Origin of the sequence: Mesorhizobium ventifaucium (genome assembly GCF_935822925.1) — a bacterium.
Classification (GTDB): Bacteria; Pseudomonadota; Alphaproteobacteria; order Rhizobiales; family Rhizobiaceae; genus Mesorhizobium; species Mesorhizobium ventifaucium.
This window is the reverse complement of the sequence record NZ_CAKXZS010000010.1, coordinates 102,317-122,481: the sequence shown is the minus strand read 5'-3', so window position 1 is coordinate 122,481 and position 20,165 is coordinate 102,317. Positions and strand designations below refer to the sequence as shown.

Genomic DNA, 20,165 nt, shown 5'->3' with positions numbered 1-20,165 from the left:
TCATTTAGGCGCTATCGCCGGGGTCTTTTTGCGAATGGCCTCGAGGGCGGAAATACCCGACCGCCGCTCGACCTTGGAAAGTTCGCCCGACGATTGCCTGTGCCGGCGGCTAAGGGCGCCGGCTAAGACGTAGCACGCCACTGCAAATACAGCTGCGGCAATACCGATCACGGTCGCCAGAAGGGGCGCTGGAGCGAGCCTGGATGGCTGGGCCAAAACAGTCGCCGGCACGGACCGTTGCTCAGGCGCGGAACGCTCCACCGGCACCAAAACCACTTCGACCTTATCGTAGGACAATCCTTCTATGCTGTCGGCCACGAGCATCTTTATCTTCGGCAGCAAAACAGAGAGTTCAGCTTTGGCGTCGTGTCTGATAAAAACCGAGGCCGAGGACGGCGTGGCGCCTGCTCGCAAAAGGTCATTATGCGGCAGAACCACATGGACACGTACAGACAAAACCCCATCGATATCGCTGATCGTACGAGACAACTCTTCGCTGAGCGCATAGACGTAACGGGCACGTTCCTCGGTCGGCGAGGCAATCAGGCCTGATCCTTGGAAAATCTCGCCGAGGTTCTTGAAGGACTGGCGCGGCAATCCCTTGCCATTCAGGAGGTTGATTGAGTAGGCGAGCAGCTTTTCGTCAACCTGGATCGTGCTGGTCCCATCCTTGCCGGCGACCCGGACCGCAGCAACCCCGTTGTCCATCAGAAGGGCGAGCATTTCATTCGCCTCGCGCTCCTGCAGTTGCGTGTAGAGATCGACCTTGCAACCGCTGAGGGCCACGAGAAGTGGCAGTACGACAAGGCGAAGTGATCTCCGGCAAGACGTGCTACGCATGATTTTCTCGGCTAAGCCAATCATACGCGCGGTTCAGCCTTCCTTTAGAAGTTTATTCACGGATGAGGTGATGCCGCTGACACCTTTGGAAAGAAGACCAACCTGGGTGACGCCATTGTACATATCCCGCAGACCAGCAATCATCGTTTCGAAATCATGCCCTCCCTGCGGAACGCCGGACATTCCGGTTCTCGCATCACCTTCGGCAGGAAGCTTCTGCGGTCCATGTAGAGCGCCCTTCAAAAGGCCTACCTGCTGGTCGAGCGCAGCCGAATTAACAGCACGGTCTGGGTAGATCGCAGAAATCATCTGCACCACGCGGTCGCCCAGGGGACTCATCTGCGTAGCCGCGCGTTGAACACCCATCGCTGGAGCAACTGGCACCGTGGGTGATGCCAAGGCGGCATCGTTTTTCAGCGAGTCGGCCGCGTGCGCCAACGCGCGCTCAAACTGGGCCTGCTCGCTGAACGAGGGTGACCCGGTCTTGGGGAGACAGTCCGCTAAACTGGTAGTGATCGACGTGATAGGCATCATCATGCAAAGACTCGATAGCTTCCTCTTGACCGAGCGAACCCGGCCCCTTCATCATTCGTTATCGGGTCAACGTCTAGGCGGCCGAGCTGACGACAAGCTGACTAACCGAGGTTTGTTAGTCATCGAAAAGTCATGCTGGGCGACTTAGTCACTTGTGCAGATTTCAGACTCTGGTTTATCAGTGCGAAATGTTGAGAGCGCTCTTCCGATCCGTCGCCCCACACGTTTTGAGACTTCTGTGTGCCGGTTTTTTTCTCTACGCCGGAACCAACGGAACTCTCGGCGTTCCCTTATCCCTCTCCAAGACGCCGTACAGATATACGGTTCTCGATCAGGATCTCTCTGCCGCGCTGCAGCAATTCGGCAACAACCTTAATATCCGAGTCAACATTAGCGCCGAGGTGAAGGGGCGGATCCGCGGGAGTATGCCGGATTTGCCACCGCGCGAGTTCCTCGACCGTTTGGCCAATTTGTACGGTCTCCAATGGTATTATGATGGGCTTGTTCTCTACGTGTCAGCCGCAAAAGAATCACAAACCCGCATGCTTGTGTTGACTTCGATCCGCTTCGATACGTTTAAGGGTGCCCTAGACAAGCTTGAGATCACCGATGACCGCTACGTGGTGAGACCCGCGCCGGGAGATGGCCTCGTTTTGGTTTCCGGTCCACCGCGCTTCACCGCGCTCGTGGAGCAGACTTTCAACGGTCTTGTCGCGGAGGCACAGGCGCAGCCGCGCGTCCATGAAACGCCGCCAAGCGAATCGGTCCTGACATTGTTTCGGGGCTCCTCCACCATGGTCGTCCGCAACGGATTACCTGAAGCCGCTTATTCGTCCGACGTGCCGCAGCAGGATGGCGTTGGCGGTAAGCCAGAGCCACGCCAAAAATGATATTTGCGGTCGCAGCTTCGGGACAAAACAACACCGCGGCCACCCAAATTGTGAATTCCTCTGAACTCGTCAGTTTGCCGAAAGCTAAACCGCTCATGGTGGCAACCGCCAGCTTCAGCGATACTCCGGTCATTGTGCTGGGATTGCACATAGAGCTGGCGCAGAACGAGGCAATTTGAACAACAGCAGGGGTATTGGTCCCGCCGAGCTCTGACTGTCAAAGCTCGTTTGGCGTCGCCCTTGTGGGGGATTGCAATTTCATGTCTGAGGAGTCACAATGTCCATCAATGATACAAGCAACGTTTTCAATAGTCAGAATATCCTACAGTACAGTAGCCTGAATCTGATATCTGCGTTGGAAAAGACGCAGCAAAACGCATCGTCCTTCGATGCGATGCTGTCCCTTCACCTGCACCAAGACGGCACCAGTCCCTTCCCACTCCGGGACCAGCTGCCACGAGATCTCGAATCGTCGATGAAGGAATTGTGCCGGAACACATCGGAGTCGCTGTTGCCCGATGTCGGATCCTCGTTGGAAGAATTGCGCAAGAACCCATTGGATCTGCTGCCGCCAAGCATGAGGGCAGCCATCGAATCAATGGATCAAGGCCCGCAGCCTGCGGTCGCCCCCCCTCCCGTTGCGCACGAATCAGTGGATCAAGGCCCGCAGTCTGCGGTCGCCCCCCCTCCCATTGCGGAAGCGCCCATAAAAAGCGAGAGAATCACGTGGAACGGCGGCTCACTGTCCCAAGCCGAGTTGCAGATCGTGGCAGTGCTGAACCGTCACAAGGACCTATGCCCGCTTAGTTGGCAATCGTTGACGGATAAAGCCAATGATCCCTCTACGCCACCGGATCTGAAAGCGGCGATTGAGGGATTGCAGCAGGATCCAGAGCTTTTTTATGCGATCGGCTCGCAGGGCGATGGCCGCTGTGGCGGTAAGATCACGGCCAAGGATTTGTCCGAGTTCTCAAGCCATCACTCACAAGTTGCCGCATATCAGGGCCAGCAGGCGCAAAGCTACGCGCAGAACTACATCCCATCCGACAGTACTGGAAATGCGCAGCCGTCGGTTATGACCTTGAACGATGCGACGCGCGAGCTTTACCGGTACTCCGAAAACCTGCCCCAGAACCTGAGTCTGGCTGATTTCAAGCAGATCGTCGACGGCGACGCGAAAACTGGCAAATGTCCGCCACAGGTCATTGCGGCGGCTCAGTACTTCGTCAGTCACCCGAATGAATGGAAGCAGTTGTACGGTGGCTCGATAGACAAAGTCCATAAAGAGGATTTTCTCCAAGTCGCTTCATCTTCGATGAGCCTCACGCAAACCGAGCTGAATACCCTTAAGACGATCAACAGCAACCAGCAAAAATTCTTTGGGAACGGTGACCTGACTCGCGACAAGCTCGCAAGCATGGCGCAAGACAAGAGCCTAGATCCGAAACTAAAGGAGGCGGCCTCGCAGCTGCTATCGGATCCTCTGCTCTTCAGTCTTCTAAACAATTCGATTACGGGCTATAAGACCCACAATTCCTTCTTCGATTTCGGCGGCGGACACACGGTCGATTCCGGTAACATCAGCAACAAAGATTTTGGCCACTTCTACAGCAGCATGTCGTCTGCGAACCGAACCGTTCAGCAGCCAAAGACCCATGCGCCCGAAACTGCTGCGGAACAGGACGCCGTCTCGGACATGATGACGGGCCGGGCGGACCAGCCTGATACCAAATCGGCCAAAAAGAACGGCGGGGCTTTCATCCACACAGTCGGCGACGTGCTCAAGGTGTACTCGACAGCGGCTGATTGGGCTGCGACGGCGGTGGGTCTGTTGAGCTTCATTCCGGTCGTGGGCCAAGTGGCCGATGCCGTGTCGATGACGCTCGCGTTCGAGGCGCAAGCGGCAAATCTTGTCCGCACAGCGATTACCGGAGGCAATATGAAGCAGGCGCTGATAGACGCTGGCATCAATATCGGAGCGCAGGCGCTCAGCCTTATCGCAGGCCCCGAGGTCAAGCTTGCAATACGCAACGGGCTGGTGAAGAAGGCGCTCGAAGAGGCCGCCACGGCCGGGATCGATCTGCCGATTTCCATGGCGCAAAGCTATGCAGAAGACTATTTGTCCAACCTGCAAGCACGCCTTCCGGCCGACCCTATGCAAGCGGCCGGCCTCCCCAGCCCGATGGGCTTGCCAATATTCCAGAACGTGGCCTGACGACAAATGTGCGACTTCCTTCGCCACGCTTCACTGGCCTATCAATCACCTTGTGGGGAACCTTTGCCTTTCCGCAAGGCGATTTGGCAGGCGTGCCTTAAGGGTCGTGGTTAGGTCGCAGCAGGCCCGGGCTTAGTCCACTCATCCTTCGGCCTTGAGTTCGTTTTCACACTTAGCCTGAGAGAAGAAGGTGAGATCGGCTAGAAAAGAACCCGGAAAAGAGCGGTCATGCTGACCAGTTGGCGCAGTGCCCGTCCGCAACTGCTTCTCCGATGGCCGTGGGGGCCACCGGCCCGCAACATGGGCCGGTGGAGCGCGGCGACACAGCCGCGCCAGCTTTGGTGTGCCGAGCATGATCGACAGCTTGGAGGTGTAAGTCCATTACCCAGCCTGATGGCGGCGAAGGGTTAGCGAAGCGCAAGGGCGTCGCCGCGAGGCGGGGTCTGAAGGAAGCGTGGAGCAAACCCGCGACCCAATGGACAAGAACCGGATATGAGGCCTACCCGGCCGGACGAGCGGGCCAATGACCGCGAAGTCCATGGTCACCAAGGACCGGGGTGGTAAATTCGGCGGGTGTGCGGGGAAGGCGGTCGATCTTACCTCGGGAGATCTGCGCCGTGTCCGGAATTCCGGACTAGGCCCGCCGTGAGGCGCGCTGATCGCGGCGCAGAAGTCAGCAGAGGGCATAGTAGCAGCCGGGTTTGCCTGCGGCGAAGGCCTGAACGGTGGAAGTGGAAAGTAGTACCGCGCGTCTCGATACGGCCATGCGGCAGAAACCGGTTCTCCGGCCTGCCCGCCAGACCTGACGGCGAAGCCCGACGGAACGGCAAACGCAGGGACCGAAGCCAGCTCGGCGACGCACGTCGTGAAATCCCGGCGCTCGATACCTCACAGGAGGCTTTGGTCGCTCAATTCATCGAACCGCCGAATACGGACCCGTATGTAGGTGGTGTGGGAGGGGAGGAGCCGCGAGGCTCCCCCTATCCCGATTTGACACGACCGGCCAAGATCATGCCCGCTTGGCCACTTGAGCCACGCCGCCGTCGCGTACGCGCGCCTTTAACCCACAAATGAAGAACGCCGCTCAGCGCTCTTTGGCTCTAAAGAGGGTGGTTGGAGCGGGATGCCTCTCGAGCGATCACAAATCAGCATGGCAGTCACCCCGCCTCCAGGTAACGTCATGAGCGCAGCGCCACCGGGCGCCCTGGAGAGGTGAGGGGCACCCTATCTCGTTCAGGTCACGATCGTGTATTGTGACGGCCGCGCTCACCACCAGATCAAAGCAACGGCAATCTTACAGACTGGAGCCGGCGCCGTACTCTACTGAGCTAAGACCATACGACCCATGTCATTGACCTTTGCCCGCCCCGAACGTCCTGTATGTGGCAACTGGTATGGCCGCACGCTCGCCATCGCTCGGTTTGACAGCCTTGTTGTCGATCAAATCGCGCGGATCGTTGACCATTGCAGCTAAGTTACGTCGTGTCGAACAGCCAAGCGGCTCTTCGAAGGATTTGTCACTGAGTAAAGGACCGGAATACGACGGACAGGCAGGTGGGCGGGCATGATACACAATTGCTTCTACTTGGACTGCGCCGCCATCGTGTTGGTCGAGCAAATGGATGTTGTCAGTGTCGATACCCATCTGCCTGGCCTGATGCACCACCTCTGCGCTGAGCCGGGACGAGCCCCAGATAAGGAGGTGAAGAGCATCGCGGCGGCCGCTACTGGTCCTGTCAAGGAAAACACGCAAACGCTGCCGTTCGGAAGCGCGAAGGCTCTTTAATATCAGGACGGTGGTCTCCGGCCGGATCAGGATTGGCGCAGGGGGCTCGACATAGATCGGCGCAGTGCTTGTGCAGCCACTTGCGCTGGCCGTCAGGGCGACCAGGAGAACTTTGATCCGCAAAGTCATTCGATCACCTATTCGATTATGAAGCCGCGACCGCGCTTGGCCCCTGGCGCGCCGGTGCGGGCAGCAGCGCGGCCTCGCGGCGGATTTGCCGGAGAATCGTCCAAAGCCGGCGCCATCCGGTCCGTGGGTGCGCTCATCTGGTTGGGGCTGGAGCCTGGTTTTACGATGTAAGGCGTAACCAGAATAATCAGTTCTGATTCTTCCTTTTGAAACGAGGAGGAACGAAACAGAGCGCCAAGGATCGGCATTTCGCCGAGCCAGGGAAACGCACTGACGTTATTGTTCACGTTGCGCCTGATCAGACCGCCAATTGCAAAGCTCTGCCCACTGGCGAGTTCGACGACTGTGTCGGCTCGGCGCGTGGAAACTGCCGGCACGGAAATACCATTGATTTGAACGGCACCTTGGGACGACAGTTCACTGACTTCCGGCTTTACGTGAATGTTGATTCGGTTGTTGTTGAGAACGGTCGGCACGAATTCCAGGCTGACGCCGAAGTGACGGAATTCAACCGACACTTGCTTGTTTTCCTGCAGGACAGGAATTGGAAATTCGCCGCCGGCCAGAAAACTGGCAGTTTCACCGGACATCGCGGTGAGATTCGGCTCAGCCAAAACGGAAGCTATGTGCTCCTTGGCGAGCGCGTCGAGAACCGCACCGATGTTGACGACACCGTTGTCGAATCCGATTCCTGCTGTACCGCCACCCAGCGCTGCACCGGAGCCAGCGCCGCTGCCGCTTAACACGCCCACTCTGAAATTGTCGATTTGACCAAAGGCGGACAGGTTAACGCCGAGTGCCTTCATGGCGCTACGGGAGACCTCCGCTACCCGCACACTAAGATTAACTTGTAAGGACCCGGCGACCTTGATGTTATTGACGACTTGCGCACCGTCACCGAGATACTGCTCAGTGACCCTTTTCGCGGTGTCCGCGACCTCCGCATTGGGAGCTGTACCGCTAAGGATTGCGCCGCGTGGCGTATAGCTTACGTGGATTGAAGAGTCGCCGACCTGGTCACTCAACATGGCGCGCAATTCCTCGATCGGCTGCGTGACGACAATACGCAACGCGACGAGAGCCTCGCCCTTTTCGTCCAAGGCGAACAGGCTGGTCCGCCCGGATTTCTTCCCAAAGACGAAGATGGTTGTGTTCGAGGCTGCCTGATAATCCGCGATCGTCGGGTCAGCAACAAAGATGGTCGTGGCTGGCGCGGGCAAATGAACTGTCTTGCCGAGCGAAGAGGAAAGGTTCAGCGTGCCATCGAGGCTATTGGAAGCGGCAGGCGGCGTGCCTTTATCCTCGATGTTTTGCGCCGGCGCAGAAACTGGATATGACAGAATGACCGCGTAGAGGAGGCGGCTCAAGTAAGGAGAGACAGTAGTAGGTCTCGGGCTGACGATGAGTGGGGGCCGCCGATCGGTGTGAGGATGATCAGTTGGAATGATTTTCAAGGTGATCTTTTCTTTCAAATTCGGCCAACTATACGGCTGTCGCGCTAGTCACATTCGAGAATGTAACCAATGCCGCGCACGGTTTTTATCCGTGGTGTTGCGCCTGACCTGCTTAGGTATCCACGTAAGCGATAGATTCCGACTTCAAGAGCGTTGGCAGATACTTCATCGTTGAATGAATATAGGTGATCTTCCAACTGCGAACGCGGCACGATGCGGCCAGCACGGTTGAGCAGATGCTCTAGAATACACAGTTCACGGCGTGCGACCGTCAGCGGATGACCAGCAACGGAAACCTGTCGGCCGATTGGATCGAAGTGGAGATTGCCAAATACAATGATGGGGTCGGTCATCTGCACCGACCGCCGCAGAACGGCTCTCATTCTGGCAATGAGCTCATTGGTACACACGGGCTTGAGCAGAAAATCGTCCGCGCCACCGTTGAAAATCGCAATTCGCTTCTCAAGATCGTCGACGTCACTCAGAACGAGAGCAGGAACTGAATGTCCCTCACTCCTTAGCTGCTTCAGCCAATCCAAGCCATTGCCATCCGGCAGAGCCAGCTCCAGCAGGAGAACTTCATAGCTGGCGCAAGAAAATGCACTCGATGCCTGTTCCAGTGTGCGAACGATATCAACAGCGAAACCGCTATCCCCGAGAGCAACTCCCACGGCTCGCGTAAGATCCGCATGGTGGTCAACGAATAGCGTTCGCATTTCATCTCCTATCAATGGTAGGACAGGTCACCGAGACTATTGAGACGGCGACAGCAGAAATCGCGCAACTCATCGCAGGGTTCGTAATCCTCTTTGGGACGGCTAATCGGCAGGGTCATGCGAATTGCACGCCTGCAGTAGGCGGTAGGCGGGGTAGAACCTGTGAAGACGTGTTGATGGGCTGATACTTTGTTTGGCAGCCAAAGATGCCACCCACTCTGACTTCAATTCGTCTGCGCATCGATCCTGCCTATGTGCGGCCCCCTGCATTCGCCAGGCCAGCGTCGCCCTCCAAAGCCCACGATTCCATGGCTCGCAGGGGTTAGCTTTCGACAAGCGACTTGAACAAATCGATTGTTCGGATCATAAGCATCCACATCCTGGATGGGCCCGCATATTCACCCCAGGTCGCACTGTGAGGCTGATGCTTTGGTACCGCAGCTTGGAGCTTGCGTTCGGTCATCAGAGCTCGAGCGCGGCGGATTGGACACTGATCTGGCTGCCGCAATCTGAGCGCGGCGGGAACCGTCACCGAGACGTCTCGCGGCTGTCGGTCGGCGCTGCCGGTCTGCAGCGTTTGAGGCCTAGCACCATCGGTTGACGCAAGGGCGACATGCGATGAGGGGTCGGCTGGGCTTCCGCGAAGTAGGGCGACTGCGCAGCACACAGCGCACGGCCCTCTTCCAGGCCGTTGACCGTCTTCCCGATGTGCAGCCGAAGGCCCGCGTCCGCTACCCTGGAAGTCGAACGGCGATAATCTCATCCAGTCTTAATCTAGCGACCTGAGGCTTAGGGTTGATGCCGACATCAGCCCTCAGCAGGTTTTGCAGCGGCTGCCGATCGGCAAGGGGTTGTCGAGTGGCAGCGGCTCATTGTCCGGCCGCTGCCCGTCCAGAATCGTCCAGCCAGCGCTCCCCAGTGCTGCTCAAAGCCGTCTTGCCCTGCCCGTCCGCTTGCTCTTGCGATACGGGGTGCTGTACCTGCTGCCAGGCTATTACAATGAATGTTAAGTTTGTGCCGGTTCACGCTAGCCTCACGTTCACAGATCAGATGAGCGACCTACTCAGGCAAGCTTTCGAGAGGCTGACGAGGTCCGCCGTCCCGGAAAGCGTAGGCCTGGTTTTCTGCTCAGCGGTTGGCGGCCTCGATGGGTGCAGGCCGCGCCGGGTACCCAGCCGGTCCATCTGAAGAGTCGATGCTCAAACGGACTAGGACAAGATTTCCGTAGCGGGGCTGCCCCATCACTCTGTTTAGAATACCTTTTTTAGAGCACGCGGTACGTACTGCATTCTTGCCCCGGTAACGTTCCTAAAGATGGTTCTGTCCGTGCTAGGCGCAGATGCTCAGCAACCCCTATGCTGTGGCGCAATATCGATGTGCCTGCTTCATAACTGAGCTTGACTTGGCTACAGCTGACCATGACATCACCGGAATCCCGGAGCTCGCACGCTGTGGCGCGTCAGGTGATCTGCACTTTGTCAGCTTCCCTTCTCCGCAGTCCTTCCGGATGATGCGCCGGGCGCGCAGAGCAGATGGATGCTGGCCGGCACTGACGCCAGCGAGCGGCCGCGCTCGGCGATTCGATCGATCCCCAGGTCAATCGGCGCGCGGTTAGCGTGCCAGCAAAACAGGCGGACGACCCCTCCCTGGTTTCAGCCTAAAATCAGGTCCGCCTGACCCATCGAGTGCAATCGTTGACCGCTTCTACTTGTAGCCATCCCTGCGACACCTGGGCGATTGGCAACGCCGCCACAGCATGCGCTATTCCAATCACGTTTGCGAGCGGGCGTCGGATTGGTGATATTCTGACACGTTGTTCGCCGCACTTTACCCGAGCCCATGCCCCAATGTGCCGAGAGATAACCGTCGTTGTCTCAGACGGTTCGGTCCGGCACCGGCTCGTACCCAAGCCCCCCAATCACACAGGTCAGCGTCGGATCGAACCAACCCCGTCGGTGCAACGACCTCAAAAAGCAAGCCGACGCCGGTTTTTGGTGAGGTCCTCGACTCGTGCCCCTTGTAAGCTGCACGGTACCGATCGGCACCGGCGCATTGCACGCCCATCCAGAACGTTGCTGATGAGGCGAGAGGCCAGCGCGCAGTTAATGGCCCCCGAATTTCGTCGCCCGCTCGCCCTCCCGCAGGTCGCCGCGCAACGTGCGCGTAGCGCTTCGGCACGAGTTCTATAAGCAGGTCCCGCGCGGACAGCAGGCAGCTAGACGGCACGCCTACATCGATAGTCGGATACAGATAGGCGAGATTGTTGATGACGAGCAGATGCACAATCAGCGCGATGGAGCGCAGCAGCCGGTATGAGACGCGCGACGGCAGCGGCGAGACGGAAACGCGCGCGAAAGCGAGCAGCGTCGAGGAGAAAGCCGAGCGCTGAGGCGAGGATGGGCAGCATTCGACCGAGGCCGAACAGCGCGGGTTCAGAGAAGAAGAAGCGGGGAAAGACGTCCCAGCCCCACCTCGGATTGCACCAGCGAACGCAAAGCAGGACGAGGCACTGGTCGAAACGGCGGCCCTTGAACATCTGAACTCTCCGGCGAAACACCGAAGGCCATGCCTCTGGTCCCGAAAACTTTGCAACAGATCTTGGCGAGCAGGTTGTCGTCAGGTTCTCGACAGCCTCCTGTGTCAGATCCAAGCCCAGCTTCAAACGGGCTTATATGCTAAAAGTGAGAACGGATGGATTTCACCTCAACCAAGCGGGTGCACGGACAATCGAACAGGGCCGGCTTGCAAGATAGCTCGCGTGCCGCTCCGCCCGCAGCTGCGGCGGCGTTTGAGCGGCAACTGAGCGAGATCGCCAATTCAGGTCGGGGTGGTGGAGCAATGCCGGCCGGCTCGGCGCCGCAGCCGGCCCAGTCAACTAAATTTTTGAGAAGGCTCAGCAAGCATCCTCTTCATATCAGGGATGAAGACTTTATCCTCAGCCTTGAAGAGGCCCTCATCAAGGGCAACGCCTCCGAGCACACTGCCAAGAACAATGTAAGTATTCTTCTCAGCTTTGGCCAGTGGCTGTTCGCAAACAACAAAGATCCCATCAAGGATCGGCTCGACAAGCAGTCGCTGACCGATGATGCGCGCGAGTTCATCGGAAAGGGTGATCCCTCGAGGCTGCTTACGGCAATAGGTCATCTTCGGACCTCGCAGTCGACGGGCGGAATTGTGCCGATCGGAGGCCGCGCTGAGTTCACTCCTTATCCGGAGGACGCGGCTCTCATCAACGAGTACAGAAACGAAGCAGCGACAGAGACCGGCAGGAGGAATGCAACTGCTCTTAGGAGCTTCGGTGACTACCTGCGTCAAAACAACAAGAAGGGCATTGCTGGTCGGCTTTCCGGTAAGGCGTTGGATGGAGATGTCAAGGGCTACAAGGAGGACGCCGGTGGTGATCCAAAGATCGGTTCCGCACTGGCTCATCTCCGAAAATCGCACGCCGGCGCTAAAGCGATGCAGCTCGAGCGCCATATTCCTCCCGTTCCTGATCCCGAGGACGCGGCACTGATGGAGCCGAGGCGGGTCGGCGAGGCGATTGCGCAGCACAGCGCGTCGCAGAAAGCTGGCAATTGGCCAAAGGAGCTTGCTGCGGCAGACCAGGATGTGCGTTTGGAGCTTATGGACGAAGCCGGCCCGTCGTCTTCGGCGCCGCAGCCGGCTCAGCCAGCTCGGCTTGGCAGGAACCAGCCTCTTCATCCCGAGGATGCTCCGCTGATTTTGGGGCTTAACGACGCCCTTATCAAAGGTGGGGCCACCGAGGGCACCGCCAAGAACAACGTAAATATTCTTCTCCGCTTTGGCCAGTGGCTCCTCGCAAACAACATAGATCCCATGAAGGATCGGCTCGACAAGCAGTCGCTGACCCATGATGCGCGCGAGTTCATCGGAAAGGGTCATCCCGCGAGACTCCTTACGGCAATAGATCATCTCCGGACCTCGCAGTCGACGGGCGGAATCGTGCCGATCGCAGGCCGCGCTAAATTGACTCCGTATCCTCAGGACGCGGCTCTCATCGATGAGTACAGAAACGAAGCAGCGACAGAGACCGGCACGAGGAATGCAGCTGCTCTTAGGAGCTTCAGTGACTACCTGCGTCAAAACAACAAGAAGGGCATTGCTGGTCGGCTTTCCGGTAAGGCGTTGGATGGAGATGTCAAGGGCTACAAGGAGGACGCCGGTGGTGATCCAAGGATCGGTTCCGCACTGGCCTATCTCCGAAAATCGCACGCCGGCGTTAAAGCGATGGAGCTCGAGCGCCATATTCCTCCCGTTCCTGATCCCGAGGACGCGGCACTGATGGAGCCGAGGCGGGTCGGCGAGGCGATTGCGCAGCACAGCGCGTCGCAGGAAGCTGGCAGTTGGCCAAAGGAGCTTCAGGGACAGCAGGATAATCAACCAGCCGCGTCATTTTTCATCGCTCCAGGGAAGTTGCCCACTGGACGGGATAACCTCAACAGCAACGGGGCGGGTGCTTTCGGAGCAGCCGGCTCTCGGCAGGCTGGGGTTCAGGCTGCCGCCCGGCCGTTGTTAGCGATCAGCGAAGAGCAGATTGGGCGCTCGCCTGGCGCGGTTGACAGGGGCAACCTCCTGCCGGCCGAGTGGCTCATCATCAACAATGAACATTCCACAGCGCTGTTGAGGCCAGCGAAGCGGCAGAGGACCCTGAATACGCCGCCAGCCGTCGCCATTCAGCAGCAGCTGAGCGAGATCGGCAATTCAGGCGGTCGCATGCCGATGCAGCCCTCCACCTACCAAGTGGGCGCATTGCCATTGGAAGGGCAGCCCGTCGTGCGGGGGAGAGAGTCCGAATACATCCCAAGCCTGCAAGCGGAGACTAGCGGGATCGGCGTTCGTCTCATCAATCGCGGTCGGCTTTCGCCGATGAGTGAAGCTGCGGCAGCGGCACCGGCAACGGTTTCCGAACCTGCCTCGCGATCAACCGCCAGGCTGGCAGTCACCTACCGCGGTCTTCCAGTGGTTGATCTGACCGGGCTAACCACCACCTCCTCCGATGCCCAGATCGGGGCGTTGAATCCGACAGCCTCGTCCAATGTCCCCAACGGGTCGGTGCTGTGGGCCGACGAGTGGCTGAGTGACGCCCATATCCAGAGGGATTACCATTTGCTGGGGGAGCAGCTGCAGGCGATAGATCCGGCGCTCGCCGCCCGGACACGGCTGGTGGACCCGTCGGTATCGCATCTACTGCGTCACACCGAGCCGCAAAACGCGCGAGTCATATTGCAGTCCATTTATAGCCGAAATGACGCCCCAGCCGACTTCCTGTTCGTTCCATTGAACAATGGCACTCCTACTATTAAGGGCACCCATTGGTCGCTGCTGCTCGTTGATCGCCGCAACCCAGAAAGGCGGGTCGCCTATCACTACGACTCCCTCCAGCCAGAGGGATACAACAGCGTGCCTGCAAAACGGCTCGCAACACTTCTGAACGCAACCTTGGCGCCAGCCCGCATGCCCCGACAGCCGAACGATAATGATTGCGGCGTGTTTGTGCTGGACGGCACGCGGGCTCTGCTTGGACGATTGGTGGATGGGCAGCGGCCGGACCACGAGCCGATGCAACTCGACAACCTCGTCGCCGATCGGCAGGCGCTGCAAGTCCGGCTGAGCGGGCGCTTGCCGCACGAGGAGGAGTCTCTGCAGCTGTTGAATGGCGAACCCGCTTCCCCACCAATGATGGCATTCGACCCAGCGGAACTCCGGCAGCTGTTGTATGATGAACCCGCCTCCCCACCAATGATGGCATTCGACCCAGCGGAACTCCGGCGACTGTTGGATGATGAGCCTGCCTCCCCACCAATGATGGCGTTCGACCCAGCGGAATTCCGGCAGCTGTTGAATGATGAACCCGCCTCCCCACCAATGACGGCATTCGACCCAGCGGAACTCCGGCGACTGTTGGATGATGAGCCTGCCTCCTCTTCGCCGAGATTTAATTCGACCTCACATGCGCGAACGGACGGTGTTCATCAGCCAACCCAGGCGCCGTGGCTCCCTGAACACAAAAGATAAGTTTGAGGTGGAGGAGCGGCACTGAACAATCTGCGGCGTCGGTGCCATTCCGCTCGGAAGAGTGGGTGGGACGAGAGGCGTCGCTGGATGACGACCATGCCGTTGCCGACGAGGACTTCCTCCACCAGAAAGATCCGAATGATAGTAGTTCACGTAACCTCCATGATCACCGGAGAGCAGTGGCGTTGAAGTGTTCTGGTATACAGCAGATATGCTTCGCCGGCTTGCCACGATCGCCGAGGTCGCCGGGGCACGGGGGCAAACCTGTCGATCTGAAAATGAGATCGACAGCGCTCGGTGAAGGTGATCACCCCACACGCCCACCTCGGTAACGCCCAGGGATACTGATTAGGTCAACCGAATCCTGGTGCACATTGGAGTGAGCCGCTGTCACGTGGCTGCTTTCTTCTGCAGCCTCTCGAAAACAAGCCGCTTGCCTTCGCTCACGCTGTCTTCGAGCGGCTTCGCCTTCGCCAGATGCGCCGCAATCGCGCTGGCCAGCATGCAACCTGTTCCGCGCATCGTTGTGGCAACGCGCGGTGCTTCGAAGCGGGTGGGTTCATGACCGGAGCGTAACAGAATATCGGTCGATCGGGGTCCCGACGCATGCCCACCCTTGATCAGCAGGGCTTGAGGGCAGGCGGCCAGCAATCTTTGTCCTTGTTGGAGCACTTCGTCCTCATCCACCGCCATTTCGGAGCCAGTAAGGAGCGCCAGTTCAGGGAGGTTGGGCGTGACAATGCAGCAAAGCGGCATCAGATCGCGCTTCATGGCAGCGATAGCGCCTGCTTCCAGAAGTGCGCGGCCTGAGGTGGAGGCCAGCACAGGGTCGAGAACTGCCGGCACTTGCGGATTTTCACGCAGCACCGCCGCAACGGCAACGATGGTCTCGGCCGTTCCGAGCATGCCGATCTTGATCGTGGCCACTTCGTTGGCCTGCAGCGCGGCACATATCTGATCGGCCACTAAGCTGGGTGGCGAATGATGGATTTCCATTACGATGTCGTGCGTCTGCACCGTCAGCGCTGTGACGGCGAGACAGGTGCGCACGCCAATGGCAGAGATCGTCTCGATGTCGCGTGCTATTCCAGCACCCCCGCTGGAATCCGATCCGCCTATGACAAGCACATGCGGTTCTCGTCTCATCGCCATCGGTCCGTCTTTTCGATCCACTCTCGCGTGCGCGTTTCGGGATCGGAGCTCAACGTGATGTCCGTGACCACTGCCGCGCTGTTGGCGCCGACCTCAAAGACGCCGTTGAGGCGGTCAGGGTTGAGGCCGCCAATAGCGACCAATAAGATCGGCGCCACTCGCCGGTTCCACTCGCTGATCCGCTCCAGCCCTTGCGGCGCCCATTTCATCTTCTTCAGGATGGTGGGATAGATCGGACCGAGCGCAACATAGTCGGGGTCGGCAAACATGGCCGTTTCCAGCTCGAGATGATCATGCGTGCTCAACCCGAGCCTGACACCGGCTGATCGTATCCTAGAGAGGTCGGCGGTTTGCAGATCCTCCTGGCCGAGATGCACGAAGTCGCAGCCTTCCTCGATTGCCAGGCGCCAATGATCGTTGACGATGAGCTGGCATTTGTGTTGGGCACACAAGCCCTTCGACTTGCGGATCTCCGCGCGCAACCCGGTCTCATTCATGCTTTTGATGCGAAGCTGAACCAGCTTCACGCCGAGCGGCGCCAATCGTTCGATCCAGGCAGCGCTGTCGACGATCAGGTAGAAGGGATCGAGCTTCATGAAAAAACTGCTCTGCCGATGGTCGGCGTCGATGGCACCGCGACGTCGCGCGGTTCGAGCATCCCGGACAGGAAGGCTTCACGGCCGGCATCGACTGCCTTGCCGAATGCGCGCGCCATTCCGACTGGATCGGCTGCCCTGGCGACCGCCGTATTCAGGAGCACGGCGTCAAAGCCGAGCTCCATGACGGTTGCCGCGTGCGACGGTCGGCCGAGCCCCGCATCCACGATCAGCGGGACGCCAGGGAAATGTCCGCGCATCGAGCGAAGCGCCGGGATGTTGACCGGCCCGAGGGCGGAACCGATCGGCGCGCACCACGGCATCAAGACCTTGCAGCCGGCCTCCAGCAGCCGCTGGGCGACGATAAGGTCGTCGGTGGTATAGGGGAATACTGCAAAACCGTCGTCGCACAGGATGCGCGCAGCTTCGACCAGGCCGAACACATCAGGCTGCAGAGTGTCATGGTTGCCGATCACTTCGAGCTTGATCCAGCTCGTCCCGAACACCTCGCGCGCCATTTTCGCGGTCGTGACCGCTTCCTTGACGGAGTGGCAGCCGGCCGTGTTGGGCAGGATTCTTGTGCCAAGCGAGCGGATCAACGACCAGAACTTTTCGCCGTCCCTGCCGCCGGCCATCTCACGCCGCAGGGACACGGTCACCACCGAGGTGCCCGATGCCTGGACCGCATCGGCAAGGATGGCGGGCGATGGATATTGAGCCGTGCCGAGAAACAGCCGAGAGGGAAGCGTCGTCCCGAGAAGCTCGAACATGCTAGCCTCCCTGCATGGGTGATAGGATTTCAATCCGGTCGCCGTCGCTCAACTGGAACTCGGCCCGATTAACTTTGTGTACGAGGTCGCTGTTGACGGCCGTCGCCAGCCAATCGCCTTCGTAGTCGAGCGCGGCAAGTAGTTCGGCCAGCGTTGAGGCGTCAATCTCAAGCGCTTGGCCGTTGACGATCAGTTTCATTGGCGGGCTCCAGGGGTTTGTCGTGACTGAAGACGAGTTCGGCCGCCTGGCGCGCCATGGCGGGCGCGAGAAGAAAGCCATGGCGATAGAGTCCATTGATCGCGACGGTGCTTTCGCGTGCTTCGACACGCGGCAGATTGTCGGGAAAGGCTGGGCGGACGCCGACGCCGGTTTCAACGATCTCGGCCTCGCCAAAGGCCGGATGGAGGGTATAGGTCGCGCCCAAAAGCTCCATCAGGGAACGCGCCGTGACCCGTCCAGCGGACTGGCTCTCGATCATCGTCGCGCCGGCCATGAAATGGTGGTCAGTGCGCGGTACCAGGTAGAGCGGAAAGCGCGGATGAAGCAGCCGGACCGGGCGCGAGAGCGAGATATCGGGCGTGCGCAGGATCAGCATCTCGCCGCGAACGCCGCGCAGTCGGTCATCGACGGCGGCCATACCCGTGCAGTCGATCCGGCGATCGAAACCGGAGGCAAGCCGGGCGTCGGCGCCGAAGCGGAATTCGATGCCCATCGCCGCCAGCCTGTGATGAAGTGCCGCCATCGCCTGGCGCGGATCGAGATGGGCTTCGTCGGGGAAGAGCAGTCCGCGGCGGAAGCGGCCGGCGAGGTCGGGCTCCAGCAACGCGATTTCATCTTCATCGACACGCCGATGACCCGACGTGCGGCTGGCGAACCGGTCGAGCTCGCCCGCATCGCGCGGCGCGGCCACGACCAGTGTTCCTGCCCGTGTCACCTGGTCAGGCGTTGCCGCATCCCACCAGTCCGCGGCGTTGCGTCCGAGATCGAGCACGGACTGCTCGGCGCTTTCGCGCTCGCACCAGGGCGCCAGCATGCCGCCGGCGAACCATGACGCATTGCCGCCAAGGCTGTGCCTTGTCTCGACAACGGTCACAGCCGCGCCGCGCGTGGCGAGCTCGAAAGCTGCGGTGAGGCCGGCGACGCCGGCCCCTTTGACCAGCACCCTCATGATCGCTCATGCGCCTGCAAAGGCGTAAGCGCTGCGCCGGTCTCGTCCGCCGGCACGTAGAGGTCACCGCCCTCGCGGTACTTCGCCGCCATCGCCGCCATGCCCTCCTTCTGCGCTTCGGCGCGGATGTCATGGGAAATGCGCATGGAGCAGAATTTCGGTCCGCACATCGAGCAGAAATGCGCCAGCTTGTGCGCCTCCTTGGGCAAGGTCTGATCGTGGAAGGACCGCGCTGTTTCGGGATCGAGCGACAGGTTGAACTGGTCCTCCCAGCGGAACTCGAAACGCGCCCGGGAAAGGGCATCATCCCTGACCTTTGCAGCCGGATGACCCTTCGCCAGGTCGGCGGCATGGGCGGCGATCTTGTAGGTGATCACGCCGGTCTTGACGTCGTTGCGATCGGGAAGGCCAAGATGCTCCTTGGGCGTGACGTAGCAGAGCATGGCAGTGCCGAACCAGCCGATCATCGCCGCGCCGATGCCGGAGGTGATGTGGTCGTAGCCCGGCGCGATGTCGGTGGTAAGCGGCCCAAGCGTATAGAACGGCGCCTCGCCGCAGACAGCGAGTTGCTTGTCCATGTTCTGCTTGATCTTGTGCATCGGTACGTGACCAGGCCCCTCGATCATCACCTGGCAATCCTTGGCCCAGGCGATCTTGGTCAGCTCGCCGAGCGTTTCCAATTCGGCGAATTGCGCGGCGTCATTGGCATCGGCGATCGAGCCAGGACGAAGGCCGTCGCCGAGCGAAAAGGACACGTCATAGGCGCGGCAGATGTCGCAGATTTCGGCGAAGTGCTCGTAAAGGAAGCTTTCCCGATGATGATGCAGGCACCATTTGGCCATGATCGAGCCGCCGCGCGAGACGATACCCGTGACCCGGTCGACGGTCAGCGGGATGTAGTGCAGCCGCACGCCGGCGTGGATGGTGAAATAGTCGACACCCTGTTCGGCCTGTTCAATCAGCGTGTCGCGGTAAACCTTCCAGGTCAGGTCCTCGGCAGTCCCGCCGACCTTCTCCAGCGCCTGGTAGAGCGGCACCGTGCCGATCGGCACCGGCGAGTTGCGCACGATCCATTCGCGGATGTTGTGGATGTTGCGGCCGGTTGACAGGTCCATCACCGTGTCGGCGCCCCAGCGGATCGCCCAGACCATTTTTTCGACCTCTTCGGCCATCGAGGAGGTGACCGCGGAGTTGCCGATATTGGCGTTGATCTTGACCAGGAAATTGCGGCCGATGATCATCGGCTCGCTCTCGGGATGATTGATGTTGGCGGGAATGATCGCCCGTCCGCGAGCCACCTCGTCGCGCACGAATTCCGGCGTCACGAAGTCTGGAATGGCCGCGCCGAAGGCTTTGCCGTCGCGCTCAAGCTTGCCGCGCAGCATCTCGCGGCCGAGGTTCTCGCGGATGGCGACGAACTCCATTTCAGGCGTGATGATGCCGGCGCGCGCATAGGCAAGCTGGGTCACCGCCTTGCCCTGCTTGGCCCTGAGCGGCCGGTTGCGAATGGGAAATTCCGGCGTCAGGCGCTCACCCGTCGCGAATCCGTTGTCCTCCGGCCGGACATGGCGTCCGTCATAGGCCTCGACATCGCTGCGCGCTGTGATCCATTCGTGACGAAGCCGGGCAAGGCCGTTTTCGATGCTGGTTTCGACGGTCGGGTCCGTATAGGGGCCGGACGGATCGTAGACGGTAACGGGCGGCTCGCCAGCCGTCGGATGGACGGAGATTTCGCGCATCGGCACCCTGATCTGCGGGTGGATGGCACCGGCCTTGTGGATCTTCCGTGAGGCGGGCAGTGGTCCTGTCGAAACGGCGGGGGTGAGGGCATTCATCTTGAGGCTCCTTTGCTCGTGCATTGGAGACCCAGTTCTGTGC

General features: G+C 59.7%; 16 protein-coding genes. 4 read left to right on the top strand and 12 right to left on the bottom strand.

What is annotated here, in order from left to right; all coding sequences use genetic code 11:
- On the bottom strand, positions 1 to 864 hold the full coding sequence (gene sctJ / locus NMG70_RS08225; protein ID WP_008874778.1) for a type III secretion system inner membrane ring lipoprotein SctJ: 864 nt from the start codon (positions 862 to 864) through the stop codon (positions 1 to 3).
- Between the two features lie 9 nt (positions 865 to 873).
- Positions 874 to 1,377 carry a nodulation protein NolB gene (locus NMG70_RS08220; protein ID WP_077376260.1) on the bottom strand — a complete coding sequence of 168 codons (504 nt, stop codon included), beginning with the start codon at positions 1,375 to 1,377 and terminating at the stop codon, positions 874 to 876.
- Positions 1,378 to 1,562: 185 nt separating this feature from the next.
- Here NMG70_RS08220 and NMG70_RS08215 point away from each other — a divergent pair, with 185 nt between their 5' ends.
- From NMG70_RS08215 to NMG70_RS08205, 3 genes are all read left to right on the top strand, one after another.
- On the top strand, positions 1,563 to 2,264 hold the full coding sequence (locus NMG70_RS08215) for a nodulation protein NolW (protein WP_254024051.1): 702 nt from the start codon (positions 1,563 to 1,565) through the stop codon (positions 2,262 to 2,264).
- Entirely contained in the window at positions 2,261 to 2,443 is a 183-nt protein-coding gene (locus NMG70_RS08210) for a hypothetical protein (protein WP_254024050.1), read from the top strand. The genes NMG70_RS08215 and NMG70_RS08210 overlap by 4 nt, the downstream gene beginning before the upstream one ends.
- A 98-nt stretch (positions 2,444 to 2,541) precedes the next feature.
- Complete coding sequence (locus tag NMG70_RS08205) at positions 2,542 to 4,479, top strand: HrpF/NolX family T3SS translocon protein (RefSeq protein ID WP_254024049.1); 1,938 nt, start codon at positions 2,542 to 2,544, stop codon at positions 4,477 to 4,479.
- A 1,348-nt stretch (positions 4,480 to 5,827) separates the two neighbouring features.
- On the opposite strand, the gene NMG70_RS08200 is transcribed toward NMG70_RS08205, so the two are convergent.
- The 4 genes from NMG70_RS08200 to NMG70_RS08185 all read right to left on the bottom strand — a co-directional run bounded on the left by NMG70_RS08200 (position 5,828) and on the right by NMG70_RS08185 (position 11,100).
- Positions 5,828 to 6,394: a CpaD family pilus assembly lipoprotein gene (locus NMG70_RS08200; RefSeq protein ID WP_077376269.1), complete on the bottom strand. Its 567-nt coding sequence runs from the start codon at positions 6,392 to 6,394 to the stop codon at positions 5,828 to 5,830.
- Between the two features lie 8 nt (positions 6,395 to 6,402).
- Positions 6,403 to 7,848 (bottom strand): type II and III secretion system protein family protein, encoded by a 1,446-nt coding sequence (locus tag NMG70_RS08195; RefSeq protein WP_077376430.1) that lies wholly within the window; start codon positions 7,846 to 7,848, stop codon positions 6,403 to 6,405.
- A 44-nt stretch (positions 7,849 to 7,892) separates the two neighbouring features.
- A complete protein-coding gene (locus NMG70_RS08190; protein ID WP_008874770.1) occupies positions 7,893 to 8,564 on the bottom strand; it encodes a winged helix-turn-helix domain-containing protein in 672 nt (223 codons plus the stop codon).
- A 2,215-nt stretch (positions 8,565 to 10,779) separates the two neighbouring features.
- Positions 10,780 to 11,100 carry a hypothetical protein gene (locus NMG70_RS08185; protein WP_143744512.1) on the bottom strand — a complete coding sequence of 107 codons (321 nt, stop codon included), beginning with the start codon at positions 11,098 to 11,100 and terminating at the stop codon, positions 10,780 to 10,782.
- Between the two features lie 155 nt (positions 11,101 to 11,255).
- Here NMG70_RS08185 and NMG70_RS08180 point away from each other — a divergent pair, with 155 nt between their 5' ends.
- The gene (locus NMG70_RS08180; RefSeq protein ID WP_254024048.1) at positions 11,256 to 14,600 is read left to right on the top strand and encodes a Ulp1 family isopeptidase; all 3,345 of its coding nucleotides are present in this window, start codon (positions 11,256 to 11,258) and stop codon (positions 14,598 to 14,600) included.
- 390 nt (positions 14,601 to 14,990) lie between these two features.
- Here the strand turns inward: NMG70_RS08180 and thiD are convergent, their stop codons facing one another.
- Genes thiD through thiC form a run of 6 tightly spaced genes read right to left on the bottom strand, consistent with a single transcriptional unit; the run spans position 14,991 to position 20,122 of the window.
- On the bottom strand, positions 14,991 to 15,752 hold the full coding sequence (thiD, locus tag NMG70_RS08175) for a bifunctional hydroxymethylpyrimidine kinase/phosphomethylpyrimidine kinase (RefSeq protein WP_077376275.1): 762 nt from the start codon (positions 15,750 to 15,752) through the stop codon (positions 14,991 to 14,993).
- On the bottom strand, positions 15,743 to 16,348 hold the full coding sequence (locus tag NMG70_RS08170; protein WP_254024047.1) for a thiamine phosphate synthase: 606 nt from the start codon (positions 16,346 to 16,348) through the stop codon (positions 15,743 to 15,745). Before NMG70_RS08170 ends, thiD begins: the two co-directional genes overlap by 10 nt.
- Positions 16,345 to 17,118: a thiazole synthase gene (locus tag NMG70_RS08165; protein ID WP_077376281.1), complete on the bottom strand. Its 774-nt coding sequence runs from the start codon at positions 17,116 to 17,118 to the stop codon at positions 16,345 to 16,347. The genes NMG70_RS08170 and NMG70_RS08165 overlap by 4 nt, the downstream gene beginning before the upstream one ends.
- A 1-nt stretch (position 17,119) precedes the next feature.
- Positions 17,120 to 17,317 (bottom strand): sulfur carrier protein ThiS, encoded by a 198-nt coding sequence (thiS, locus tag NMG70_RS08160; protein ID WP_077376284.1) that lies wholly within the window; start codon positions 17,315 to 17,317, stop codon positions 17,120 to 17,122.
- Positions 17,286 to 18,287 carry a glycine oxidase ThiO gene (gene thiO, locus NMG70_RS08155; RefSeq protein WP_254024046.1) on the bottom strand — a complete coding sequence of 334 codons (1,002 nt, stop codon included), beginning with the start codon at positions 18,285 to 18,287 and terminating at the stop codon, positions 17,286 to 17,288. The genes thiS and thiO overlap by 32 nt, the downstream gene beginning before the upstream one ends.
- The gene (thiC, locus tag NMG70_RS08150; RefSeq protein ID WP_254024045.1) at positions 18,284 to 20,122 is read right to left on the bottom strand and encodes a phosphomethylpyrimidine synthase ThiC; all 1,839 of its coding nucleotides are present in this window, start codon (positions 20,120 to 20,122) and stop codon (positions 18,284 to 18,286) included. Before thiC ends, thiO begins: the two co-directional genes overlap by 4 nt.
- Positions 20,123 to 20,165: the final 43 nt, after the last annotated feature.

Excerpts from the sequence above, each read along its gene's own strand:
- thiS (WP_077376284.1), bottom strand. The coding sequence starts at position 17,317 with ATGAAACTGATCGTCAACGGCCAAGCGCTTGAGATTGACGCCTCAACG.
- NMG70_RS08215 (WP_254024051.1), top strand. The coding sequence starts at position 1,563 with ATGTTGAGAGCGCTCTTCCGATCCGTCGCCCCACACGTTTTGAGACTT.
- NMG70_RS08205 (WP_254024049.1), top strand. The coding sequence starts at position 2,542 with ATGTCCATCAATGATACAAGCAACGTTTTCAATAGTCAGAATATCCTA.
- thiC (WP_254024045.1), bottom strand. The coding sequence starts at position 20,122 with ATGAATGCCCTCACCCCCGCCGTTTCGACAGGACCACTGCCCGCCTCA.
- thiD (WP_077376275.1), bottom strand. The coding sequence starts at position 15,752 with ATGGCGATGAGACGAGAACCGCATGTGCTTGTCATAGGCGGATCGGAT.
- NMG70_RS08220 (WP_077376260.1), bottom strand. The coding sequence starts at position 1,377 with ATGATGATGCCTATCACGTCGATCACTACCAGTTTAGCGGACTGTCTC.
- NMG70_RS08180 (WP_254024048.1), top strand. The coding sequence starts at position 11,256 with ATGGATTTCACCTCAACCAAGCGGGTGCACGGACAATCGAACAGGGCC.
- NMG70_RS08165 (WP_077376281.1), bottom strand. The coding sequence starts at position 17,118 with ATGTTCGAGCTTCTCGGGACGACGCTTCCCTCTCGGCTGTTTCTCGGC.
- NMG70_RS08210 (WP_254024050.1), top strand. The coding sequence starts at position 2,261 with ATGATATTTGCGGTCGCAGCTTCGGGACAAAACAACACCGCGGCCACC.
- NMG70_RS08200 (WP_077376269.1), bottom strand. The coding sequence starts at position 6,394 with ATGACTTTGCGGATCAAAGTTCTCCTGGTCGCCCTGACGGCCAGCGCA.
- sctJ (WP_008874778.1), bottom strand. The coding sequence starts at position 864 with ATGATTGGCTTAGCCGAGAAAATCATGCGTAGCACGTCTTGCCGGAGA.
- NMG70_RS08185 (WP_143744512.1), bottom strand. The coding sequence starts at position 11,100 with ATGTTCAAGGGCCGCCGTTTCGACCAGTGCCTCGTCCTGCTTTGCGTT.
- NMG70_RS08170 (WP_254024047.1), bottom strand. The coding sequence starts at position 16,348 with ATGAAGCTCGATCCCTTCTACCTGATCGTCGACAGCGCTGCCTGGATC.
- NMG70_RS08190 (WP_008874770.1), bottom strand. The coding sequence starts at position 8,564 with ATGCGAACGCTATTCGTTGACCACCATGCGGATCTTACGCGAGCCGTG.
- thiO (WP_254024046.1), bottom strand. The coding sequence starts at position 18,287 with ATGAGGGTGCTGGTCAAAGGGGCCGGCGTCGCCGGCCTCACCGCAGCT.